13 protein-coding genes are annotated in these 10,210 nt (G+C 73.7%); 3 read left to right on the top strand and 10 right to left on the bottom strand.

Annotated elements, in window-relative coordinates:
* The 3 genes from ACIQOV_RS11490 to ACIQOV_RS11480 all read left to right on the top strand — a co-directional run.
* Positions 1 to 489: pyridoxamine 5'-phosphate oxidase family protein (locus ACIQOV_RS11490; protein ID WP_401047514.1), on the top strand; the 489-nt coding region annotated here is incomplete at its 5' end.
* A 169-nt stretch (positions 490 to 658) separates the two neighbouring features.
* Complete coding sequence (locus ACIQOV_RS11485; protein WP_401047511.1) at positions 659 to 1,780, top strand: TIGR03364 family FAD-dependent oxidoreductase; 1,122 nt, start codon at positions 659 to 661, stop codon at positions 1,778 to 1,780.
* Between the two features lie 11 nt (positions 1,781 to 1,791).
* A complete protein-coding gene (locus ACIQOV_RS11480) occupies positions 1,792 to 2,466 on the top strand; it encodes a phosphonatase-like hydrolase (RefSeq protein WP_401047508.1) in 675 nt (224 codons plus the stop codon).
* A gap of 62 nt (positions 2,467 to 2,528) precedes the next feature.
* Here the strand turns inward: ACIQOV_RS11480 and ACIQOV_RS11475 are convergent, their stop codons facing one another.
* The 10 genes from ACIQOV_RS11475 to ACIQOV_RS11430 all read right to left on the bottom strand — a co-directional run.
* A complete protein-coding gene (locus ACIQOV_RS11475; protein WP_401047506.1) occupies positions 2,529 to 3,158 on the bottom strand; it encodes a hypothetical protein in 630 nt (209 codons plus the stop codon).
* Positions 3,155 to 3,841, bottom strand: a complete 687-nt coding sequence (locus tag ACIQOV_RS11470) for a hypothetical protein (RefSeq protein WP_401047505.1) — start codon at positions 3,839 to 3,841, stop codon at positions 3,155 to 3,157. Before ACIQOV_RS11470 ends, ACIQOV_RS11475 begins: the two co-directional genes overlap by 4 nt.
* Positions 3,831 to 5,159: a WXG100 family type VII secretion target gene (locus ACIQOV_RS11465; protein WP_401047502.1), complete on the bottom strand. Its 1,329-nt coding sequence runs from the start codon at positions 5,157 to 5,159 to the stop codon at positions 3,831 to 3,833. Before ACIQOV_RS11465 ends, ACIQOV_RS11470 begins: the two co-directional genes overlap by 11 nt.
* The gene (locus tag ACIQOV_RS11460; protein ID WP_359905419.1) at positions 5,156 to 5,452 is read right to left on the bottom strand and encodes a hypothetical protein; all 297 of its coding nucleotides are present in this window, start codon (positions 5,450 to 5,452) and stop codon (positions 5,156 to 5,158) included. The genes ACIQOV_RS11465 and ACIQOV_RS11460 overlap by 4 nt, the downstream gene beginning before the upstream one ends.
* 170 nt (positions 5,453 to 5,622) lie before the next feature.
* Positions 5,623 to 6,114, bottom strand: a complete 492-nt coding sequence (locus tag ACIQOV_RS11455; protein WP_401047500.1) for a hypothetical protein — start codon at positions 6,112 to 6,114, stop codon at positions 5,623 to 5,625.
* A gap of 111 nt (positions 6,115 to 6,225) precedes the next feature.
* Complete coding sequence (locus tag ACIQOV_RS11450) at positions 6,226 to 6,549, bottom strand: DMT family transporter (RefSeq protein WP_401047498.1); 324 nt, start codon at positions 6,547 to 6,549, stop codon at positions 6,226 to 6,228.
* Position 6,550: 1 nt separating this feature from the next.
* Positions 6,551 to 7,294: an HAD family hydrolase gene (locus tag ACIQOV_RS11445; protein ID WP_401047496.1), complete on the bottom strand. Its 744-nt coding sequence runs from the start codon at positions 7,292 to 7,294 to the stop codon at positions 6,551 to 6,553.
* A 60-nt stretch (positions 7,295 to 7,354) separates the two neighbouring features.
* Entirely contained in the window at positions 7,355 to 8,440 is a 1,086-nt protein-coding gene (locus ACIQOV_RS11440; protein ID WP_359905430.1) for an ABC transporter ATP-binding protein, read from the bottom strand.
* Between the two features lie 21 nt (positions 8,441 to 8,461).
* Entirely contained in the window at positions 8,462 to 9,307 is an 846-nt protein-coding gene (locus tag ACIQOV_RS11435; protein ID WP_359905433.1) for an ABC transporter permease subunit, read from the bottom strand.
* Positions 9,295 to 10,210, bottom strand: a 916-nt coding sequence (locus ACIQOV_RS11430) for an ABC transporter permease (protein ID WP_401047492.1), incomplete at its 5' end; no start/stop codon positions are given. The genes ACIQOV_RS11430 and ACIQOV_RS11435, both read right to left, overlap by 13 nt.

Below are 10,210 nucleotides of genomic sequence, written 5' to 3'. Positions count from 1 at the left end.
GGGGACTGGCCGGGGGACCTGCTGCACAAGGGCGTCGAGGGGCTGCTGGCCGAGGCCATGGTGCTCACCCTCGCCACCGCGGGGCACGAGCACGGCCCGCACGCCAACCTGGCCTTCTTCGCGTACGACGACGACCTCGTCCTCTACTTCGTCAGCGAGCGCTCCACCCGGCACAGCCACCACCTGGCCGAGGAGGCCCGGGCCGCCGCCACCGTCTTCCTGCCGCCGCCGGTCTTCGGCGAGCAGCTGCGCGGCCTCCAGCTGACCGGCAGCGCGGGCGAGGCCTGGGGGCGGCAGGCCGAGGCGGCACTGGCCGCCTACCAGGGGCGCTATCCGGCCTTCGCGCGGGACGAGGAGGCCCGGCGGCAGTTCCTGACCGGCGGCGGGGCGGCGGCGCTGTACCGGTTCCAGGTGGAGGAGCTGACGGCGGTGGACGAGCCGAACTTCGGCCGGCGCAACTACCTGCGGGCGCGGGTGGTGCGGCCGTAGCCGCCCCGGTCGTCCCGGCGGGCCCGGACGCCCCGGCGGCTGCGACCGCCGGGGCCGTGGGCGCCACCTCCGAGTGGCCGTCGGGTTGTCTGTACAACTTCCCAGGTGGTTCATCTGCGGGACGGCAGTCCGACGCCCCTCGGACACCCGGGCGCATCAGCCTGGACGCATGAGAGTCATCGTCGTAGGAGCAGGCGTGCTCGGCAGCATGCACGCCTGGCAGGCCGTCGAGCGCGGCCACGAGGTCGTCCACCTGGAGCGCGAGACCGAGGCCCGCGGCGCCTCGGTGCGCAACTTCGGCCTGGTCTGGGTCAGCGGCCGGGCGCAGGGCGAGGAACTGGACACCGCGCTGCGGGCCCGCGAACTGTGGGAGTCCATCGGCGCCCGCGTCCCGGACCTCGGCTTCCGGGCGAACGGGTCGCTCACCGCGATCCGCACCGAGGCCGAACTGGCCGTCGCCGAGCAGGCCCTGACCCTGCCGGACGCCGCCGCCCGCGGCTACCGGCTGCTCGACCCGGACGAGACCCGCGCCGTCAACCCGGCCCTGCGCGGCAAGCTGCTCGGTGCCCTGTGGTGCGAGCGCGACGCCGCCGTCGAGCCCCGCACCGCCCAGCGCGCGCTGCGCGGCCACCTGGAGTCCACCGGCCGGTACACCTTCCTGCCCGGGCGCGAGGTGCGCGAGGTGGTCGGCGAGAACGCCGTCCGCGACGACCACGGCGACGTCCACACCGGCGACCTGGTGATCCTCTGCACCGGAGCCTGGCTCGGCGGCCTGGTCCGCGAACTCGCCCCCGCCCTGCCGGTCCGCCGGGTCCGCCTCCAGATGATGCAGACCGACCCGCTCGGCGAGACCCTGACCACCTCCGTCGCCGACGGCGACAGCTTCCGCTACTACCCGGCCTTCGCCGGCACCGCCCTGGATCGGCTGCGCGAGACCCAGCCCCAGCCGCCGGTCGCCGCCGAACACAGGATGCAGCTGCTGATGGTCCAGCGCCGCGACGGCGGCCTGACCGTCGGCGACACCCACGAGTACGACCAGCCGTTCGGCTTCGACGTCGTCGAGGACCCGTACGACCACCTGGCCGGCGTGGTCGAGGAACTGCTCGGCCGCCCGATGCCGCGGATCCGCCGCCGCTGGGCCGGGGTGTACGCCCAGTGCGTCGACACCACCCGGGTCGTCCACCGCGAGCGCGTGCGCGACGGCGTCTGGCTGGTCACCGGCCCCGGTGGCCGCGGCATGACCTGCTCGCCCGCCATCGCCGAGACCACCGCCCAACTCGCCAACCTGTAAGGAACCTTGTTGTGACCACCGATATCCGCCTGGTCGTGCTCGACATGGCCGGCACCACCGTCGCCGACGACGGCCTGGTCGAGCAGGCCTTCACCGCGGCCGCCGCGTCGCTCGGCGTCGAGGCCGGCAGCCCGGCGTTCGACCCGATGCTGGCCCACGTCCGGGCCACCATGGGCGAGTCCAAGATCTCCGTCTTCCGGCACCTGTTCGGCGAGGAGGAGAAGGCCCAGCGGGCCAACGCCGCCTTCGAGGCCGCCTACGACGACCTGGTCGACGCCGGCCACTGCGCCGCCCTGCCCGGTGCCGCCGAGGCCATCGCCGAACTGCGCGGCCGGGGCCGCAAGGTGGTCCTCACCACCGGCTTCTCCCGGACCACCCAGGACCGCATCCTGGACGCCCTGGGCTGGCGGTCCGTCGCCGACCTGACCCTCTGCCCCGCCGAGGCGGGCCGCGGCCGCCCGTACCCCGACCTGGTGCTCACCGCGCTGCTGCGCACCGGCACCGACTCGGTCCGCCGGATCGCCGTCGCCGGCGACACCGGCTACGACATGCTGACCGGCACCCGGGCCGGCGCCCCGGTCGTCGCCGGCGTCCTCACCGGCGCCCACGACGAGGCCCGCCTGCGGGCCGACGGCGCGACCCACGTCCTCGGCTCGATCGCCGAACTGCCCGCCCTGCTGGGCTGATCCGGCACCCCGCCCCGGGCCCGGCCCGGGGCGGCGACCGGCCGGCTCGGACGGTCGACGGCTCAGACGGTCGACGGCCCGGGCCGTCGCACCGACCAGAGCACGGCGCCGTCGATCAGGACGTTGCAGCCGACGAACAGCAGCAGGTAGGCGGGGGAGTCGACCTCGCCGGGGAGCTTGGGGGCGACCCGCCCGGCCGGGTCCATCCGGACGGTGACCACGTCGCCGCGCTTGAACAGCGCGTCGCGCTCCTCCAGCGGGCCGCCCGGGACCTCGTCGTTCAGCTCCGTGGCGGCCAGGGTGTACGCCCGCCCGGTGCCGTGGAGCGAGTCGGTGACCTTCTCGTCGACCACCACGGCCCGCACCGTCCGGCCCGAACCCAGGATCAGGTTGGTCCAGGCGGCGGAACCCGCGAGGTACGCGACGAAGGCGACCGCGCAGATGCCCGCGCTCCAGCCGAACATCCTCTTCTGGAACGCGGGGTTGGTGTCGGCGTCGCGGCGCAGGGCGAACGCGATCAGCATCACCAGGGGGTAGCCGAACCCGACCACGGTGGCGAGGAACGAGTTGACGTAGACGTCCAGCGCGATGACGGCGACGAGCATGGCGGTGGAGAGCGCGATGAGCGCCACCGCGCCCCCGAGCCGGCGCGGGCCGCTTCGGGTCTCCTGGTCGGGCGGAGCGACTGTCATCCGAAGGCCTTCCGGACGTTGTCCCACTGGTCGGGCGGCACGGTGTCGCGGCTCTCGTCCCGGGGCGGGTGGAAGGAGATGCCCCGGTACGCGGCGGCGACCAGCGGCAGCCACTCGTCCCAGTGGTCGACGTCCTCGGTGGTGAAGACGGCGGCGACCACGTACGGGCTCCACGGGTGCGGGATCAGCAGTTCGAGCTGGCGGACCGTGCTGACGGCCGACTCCGGTACGCCGAAGACCGCGCCGGGCACCGGGACGGTCAGCTCGCGGGCGGCCAGGGCGGCGCGGCCGAGCGGCAGGTCCACCACGCCGACGTCGGCGTCCGGCCAGGCCTCGGCCAGCTCCGTGGCGACCCGCGCGGGGTAGCTGCCCGGCGCGCCGAGGTCCTGCGGGCGGAGGAAGACGGAGAACACGCCGTGGATCGGACCGCCGTCCCCGGCCCGGACCAGGCAGCCGGACACGTGGACGGCGCCCTCCCGCAGCTGGGCCTGGAGCGCGGTCTCGGAGGCGATCACGGCGGCGAGCTTCTGCTCGGCCCCGGCGTCGGGGAAGAGCGCGTCCAACTGCTCCGCGGCCCGGGCCATCCGGTCGCCGGGGTCCTCGTCCAGGTCGACGGCGGTGAAGCCCGCGGGCAGGTCGAGCCAGAGCGGCGGGGCGGCGGCCCCCGGGGTCTCAACGGCCATAGCCGGCCGCCCATCCGCCCATGCCGAGCAGGTTGCCGACGGTGGACACGCTGCCGATGATGACGTTGGCCTTGCCGCCGCCGGCCGCCATGCCCGCCGAGCCGATGACGCTGTTGCCGCCGGTGGTGTAGTTGACCGCACTGGCGAGGTTGTCGCTCGGGTTGTCCTGGGTGAGCGCGTACGCGGTCGGGGCGTTGAGCCCGGCGGTGGTGGCGGCCTGGACGCCGTCGGAGACGTTCATCGCGGTGGCCTTGGACACGCCGAGCTTGATGGCCGGCTTCTCGATCGCCGTGGTGAAGATCGGGTTGGCCGGGTCGATCCCCCGGGCGGCGGTCCGGACCTCGGTGGACCCGGCGGAGACCGCGCCGCGCACGCCCGCACCGGCGGCGCGGGCCTCCCGGACGGCGGTCACGCCCTTGGCCGCGACGCCCACGCCGGGGATCGCGCCGAGGACGTCGCCGCCCAGGGTCAGCCAGTTGCCGATGTTCTTCTGCGGCGGCCACAGCTGGCCCTTGGCGGCGTACTGGGTCGCGTGCGCGCCCGCGGCGGCGGCGCTCAGCAGGAGCGCCGGCAGCGCGAAGGCGGGGAAGAAGATCGCCGCGACGCCGCAGACGCCGGCCGCGACGGTCAGCAGGTCCGCGCCGTGGTTCTTGAACCAGTCGCCGACCTTGCTGAGCCAGCCGGGCTCCGGCGGGGCCTTGCTGTCGGCGGCCTTGCGGACGGCCTCGGCCGTCTTCTTCGCGTCCGACTGGTGGGTCCCGGCGAGCTCGTGGGCCTGCTTCTGGAGGCCGGCCAGCTCGTTGGAGGCGCTGGTGAGCAGGCCGGCGGCCGAGTCGAGGTGGCTCTTCGCCGTGTTGTAGCGCTGTTCGGCGGCGGCGAGGCTCGCGTCGTCGGAGTAGTAGCGGCCGGCCAGTTGGAGATCGGGGGCGGCGGCCGCGGCGCTGTGCGCCCGGTCCGCTTCGTCCTTCTTCTTCTTGGCGGCGACCGCGGAGGCGGCCAACTCGGCAGCCTTGGGCTGGTGTTCGGTCAGCGCCTTGTACCAGACGTCGAGCGCCGTGTAGGCCGCGGTGATCGAGTCGGCGGCGTCCTGGAGGTAACCGGGGAGCTTGTCGAACTGCTTGGCGAACTGCTTGGCCGCCTCGCCCGTCCACTCGCCCTGGTTGTCGGAGATCTGGGAGAGCGTGGTGTGCACGCCGGTGAGGTGCTGGCCCACCCGGCGCAGGCCGGCGCTGAGCGCGGTGACGGCGGCGGAGTCGCCGGGGGTGGGGTTGAAGCCGAGGCCGGACCAGTCGGGCGCCGGCGGCGTCGGGGCGCTCACGACTGCCCCGCCGGGGTGAGGACCTTGACGATGCTCTGCTCGGTGCCGTCGTAGTTCTTCTGTACCTGCTCCAGGCCCTCGTCCAGGACCTTGACGCACTCGCGGACCTTCTTCAGGCCGAACTGCCACTTGTCCTTGAAGTGCCCGCAGGCCTCGTCCAGGAAGTCGAAGCCGGTGCCGGTGTGGCCGGCCGCTTCGAAGGCCTTGAGCCCCTGTTCGAGTTCGTCGCCGCAGCCTTTGAGATCCTGGGCCAGCTTGGCGAGGAATTCGGTACTGACTTTGAAGTCGGACACTTTCGCCCCCCGATGCGTCGTTTGTCGGACCGGGCGAGCATAGCCCCGACCAGTGCGCCGATGATCGCCCGCGCCGGGGTCCGGGGGAGGATGTTTGCGGGACCTTTACGGGCCGTCGACGCCTTCTTGACGTCGGCGGCCCGGCCCGGAGGGACGTGCGAGGGTCGGTCTCAGCGGCGCCAGAAGCCGCGCTTCTTCGGGGTGACGAGCTGCACCACGGCCGTGACGAACAGTTCGGCGACGGGCGAGGGCCCCGGGCCGTGGTTGAGGTGGCTCTCGGCGGTCCACTCGCCGAGGACGGTGCCCGGGCTGCCGTCGAAGGGGCTGAACGCGTGCTCCAAGGTCACGTAGCGCACCGACCTGGAACCCTGGGGCTGGACGGCGGCGACGAAGTGGGCCTCGGTGGCGCCGACCGCGGTGGGCAGGGTGACCAGCAGCATGTGGTGGCCGTCGACCGACAGGTGCCGGCAGTCGAGGCCGTGGTGGGGCAGGCGGTCCTCGGGCGGCAGGGCGGCGCCGAGGTCGTCCCAGATCTGGGTGACGACGGGCAGCAGGCTGCCGCCGTCCGGGGTCGGGGTGGCCACGCGCGGGCCGAACTCCAGTACCTGGCGGGCGAGTTCGCGGTGGACGAAGCGGTAGTGATGGGGTCGGGGGTCCGTCATGGGGGACACCGTAGCGAAGGCTTCGGGGCGAGAGGTCGGCACGTCCGACGGCCCGCCCCGACAGGGTGGTTGACCAGCGTCTTCGGAAATTGACGAACCGTCAGAACGGCGTCAGGAGTGTCCGCCCTTGAGGTTGAGCACGACCACCCCGACGATCACCAGCGCTATGCCCAGCCACTGGAGCCGCCCGAGCGACTCGCCGAAGGCGACCACGCCGATCCCGGCGACCGCCGCGGTGCCGGCCCCGGACCAGACCGCGTAGGCGACCGAGACCGGTATGTGCTTGAGCGCGCGGCCGAGCAGCACGAAGGAGAGCGCGTAGCCGAGGCCGACGCCGAGGCTCGGCCAGAGCCGGGTGAACCCCTCGGTGAGCTTGAGGCAGCTGGTGGCGCAGACCTCGCTGACGATGGCGAGGGCGAGCAGGAGATAGGGCATGTCAGGGTCGAACCGCGCCGGGACCGGCGAGCTTCCCGAGCAGGGCGAGGTCGGCCTGCTCCAGGCTGGCGAGCAGGGTGATCCGCTCGCCCCGGGGCATCGGCACCGCGGTGGACGGCACGGCGAGCACGGCGCAGCCGGCCGCGGTGGCGGAGGCGACCCCGGTCGGGGTGTCCTCGACGGCGAGGCAGGCCGCCGGGTCCAGGCCGAGCCGCTCGGCGGCGGCGAGGTACGGGTCGGGCGCGGGCTTGGTGCGCTCGGTGTCCTCGGCGGCCAGGGTGACGGCGAACCAGTCCCGGCCGATGGCGGACAGCACCAGGTCCACCACCCGGCGCGGGGAGGCGGAGACCAGCGCGGTGGGCACCCGGGCGTCGCGCAGCGAGGCCAGCAGGGCGAGCGCGCCGGGGCGCGGAACCGTCTCGGCGGCGACCTTGCCGGCGAAGGACTCGCCGAGCCGGGCGGCGAGTTCGGCCTCGCCGAGCGTGGTGCCGCTGACCCTGTGCAGGTGGGCGGCGGTGTGCTCGATGGCCTGGCCGAGCACCTCGGGGGCGTCCTGGTCGGTGAGCGGGCGGTTCAGTTCCTCGGCGAGTTCGGCGGCGGCCTGCCACCACAGCTGCTCGGTGTCCACCAGGGTGCCGTCCATGTCGAAGAGGACGGCGGCGGGCAGGACGACGGCGGGCAGCGCGGCGGCGGGCGGGGCGGAGTTCTCGGGCAGGACGGAGTCGGGCAGGGCGGAGTCAGGCATGGCGGTACCTTCGGTGGTTCTTCGGTGCTCCGGTGGACGGAGCAGGGAGGTACGAGGTTCTCAGGCGGTGCGGCGGTCCACCAGCACCGGGCGCTCCGGCAGGGTGAGCGCGGCCCGGGCGCCGGCCGGCAGGGCGGCGGCGGCCTCGGTGGGCAGGTCGGCCTTGACCTCGGTGCCGTCGTCCAGGCGGACGGTGAGCCGGGTGACGGCGCCCAGGAAGGAGGCGGTGACCACCAGCGCGGGGCCGTCCTCGGCCGGGGTCAGGGTGACGTTCTCCGGGCGCACCAGCACTTGGAGCTCGCCGTCGGCCGGGATCGCGCCGTCCACCGCGTGCCGGCGGCCGAGCACCTCGACGCCGTCCGAGGTGCGGGTGCACGGGATGCGGCTCATGGTGCCGACGAACTCGGCGACGAAGGCGGTGGCCGGCCGGCTGTACAGCTCGGACGGGACGGCGCACTGCTCCAGCCTGCCGGCCCGCAGCACCGCGACCCGGTCGGCCATCGACAGCGCCTCCTCCTGGTCGTGGGTGACGAACAGGGTGGTGATGCCCAGCTCCTGCTGGAGGCGGCGGATCTCGTCGCGCAGCTGGAGGCGGACCTTGGCGTCCAGCGCGGACAGCGGCTCGTCCAGCAGCAGGACGCGCGGCTGGAGGGCGAGCGCGCGGGCGAGCGCGATGCGCTGCTGCTGGCCGCCGGACATCTGGTGCGGGTAGTGGTCGGCGCGGTGCGGCAGGCCGACCAGCTCCAGCAGCTCCTGGGCCCGCTTGCGGCGTTCGGCCTTGCCGGTGCCGCGCATCCGCAGCCCGAAGGCGACGTTGTCCAGGGCGGTCAGGTGCGGGAAGAGGCTGTACGACTGGAACACCATGCCCGCGTCGCGCTTGTGCGCGGGGATCGCGGTGATGTCCCGGCCGTCGACCAGCACCTCGCCGGAGTCGTGCTGCTCGAAGCCGGCCAGGATGCGCAGCGCGGTGGTCTTGCCGCAGCCGGACGGGCCGAGCAGGGCGATCAGCTCGCCCGGGTGGACGGTCAGGTCCAGGCCGTCGAGGGCGGTGGTGGTGCCGAACGCGCGGCGCAGGGAGCGGAATTCGACGGTGGCGCTGCCGGGGGAGAGCGAGACGCCGTTGGCGATGGCGGTGGCCGTGGTCATGACTGGTGACTCCGGGGGGTTTCAGGAGGTGGCGGTCTTGGCGCGGCGCTCGCGCCCGGCGGTGGCCAGCAGGAGCAGCAGCAGCCAGGTGAGCAGCAGGCTCAGGATGGAGACCGCGACCGACATGTGGGCCTGGCTGTTGCCGACCGAGTAGATCCAGACCGGGAAGGGCTGGAAGCCGAGGATCGAGGCGGTGGTGAACTCGCCGAGGACCAGGGCCAGGGTGAGGAAGGAGGCGTTCAGCAGGGCCCCGCGCAGGTTGGGCAGGACCACGGTGAACACCGCGCGCGGCCAGCTCGCGCCGCAGTTGCGGGCGGCCTCGACCAGGGTGCGCACGTCCATCGAGCGCAGGCCGGCGTCCAGGGCGCGGTAGGCGAGCGGCAGGGCCATCAGCACGTAGGCGATGACCAGCACCAGCGGGAAGTCCGGGTCCTGGACGAACACGAAGGTCTGGAAGAACGGGGTGTCCATCAGGTAGTCCGGGCCCCAGCGCAGCACGCCGATGAGGCCGGCGGTCAGGGCGACCGGCGGGACGACCAGCGGCAGGGTGCAGAGCACGTCGATGACCGGGCGCAGCTTCGGCGAGCCGAGCCGGACGGCGATCAGCGCCGGGACGAGCAGGAGCAGCAGCACCACGACGGTGACCACGGCGAGGCCGAGGGTCAGCCAGAGGCTGTCCAGGAAGCCGGGGGCGGAGAGCAGTCCGGTGTAGGCGGAGAAGGAGATGCCCTTGGGCTCGTCGATCGAGAACCAGAAGGAGGCCGCGAGCGGCACGACGAAGTAGACGCCGGCGAGCAGCAGCACGGCACCGCGCCACCAGCGCACGTCGCGTCGGCCGGGGCGGGCGGGGGTGGTCAGCTGAGCCATCGGGCGCTCCGGCGCTGGAGGGGGAGGTACACGGCCATCACCAGGACGGCCACGACGATCATGTTGAGGCTGAGGGCGAGGGCGAGGTTGCCCTGGCCGACCAGCACGTTGCCGGAGAGCGCGTCCGCGATCGAGCGGCTGACCAGCGGGACGGTCGCGCCGACCATGGCGGCGGCCGTCGCGTAGGCGGCGAAGGCGCTGCCGAAGAGCAGCACGAAGCCGCCGAGCAGGGAGGGCAGCAGGATCGGCAGGGCGACGTGGAGCCAGTACTGGACGGTGGTGGCCCGGTTGTTCTGGGCCGCCTCGCGCCACTGGGTCCGCAGGCCGTCCAGGGCCGGGGTGATGGTGAGCACCATCAGCGGGACGAGGAAGTACAGGTAGACGACCGTCAGGCCGGTGAAGGAGTACAGCGACCAGCCGTGGTCGGTGAGGTGCAGCAGCCTGGTGATCTCGCCGGCGTTGCCGAGGGTGGCGACGAACGCGAAGGCGAGCGGCAGGCCGCCGAAGTTGGCGAGCACGCCGGAGGCGGTGAGCACCGCCTGGCGCAGCCAGCCGCGCCGGGAGGTGACGACGGCCTGGGCGAGCGGTACGCCGAGCACGGTGGCGAGCAGCGCGGTCAGCGCGGAGAGCTTGAGGCTGCTCAGCATGGCCGTCCGGTAGCCGCCCTGCACGGAGGCCGTCAGGTTGTCGAAGGTGAACTGCCCGGCGCCGCTCTCCGCGTCGCTGGAGGTGGTGAACGCGCCGATCACGATGGCGACGCAGGGAAGTCCGAAGCCGATCAGGAAGAACAGCAGCAGCGGCACGGTGGCCAGCCAGGACGCGCCGCGGAGGCGGGCGAGCGGCCGGCGCCGCGGGGCGGGGGCGGTGCTCGTGGGGGAGGTGGTCGTGGCGGTGGCGGACGCC

Origin of the sequence: Kitasatospora sp. NPDC091257, assembly GCF_044757675.1 — a bacterium.
Taxonomy (GTDB): domain Bacteria; phylum Actinomycetota; class Actinomycetes; order Streptomycetales; family Streptomycetaceae; genus Kitasatospora; species Kitasatospora lactacystinica.
This window is presented reverse-complemented; position numbering and strand designations above follow the sequence as displayed.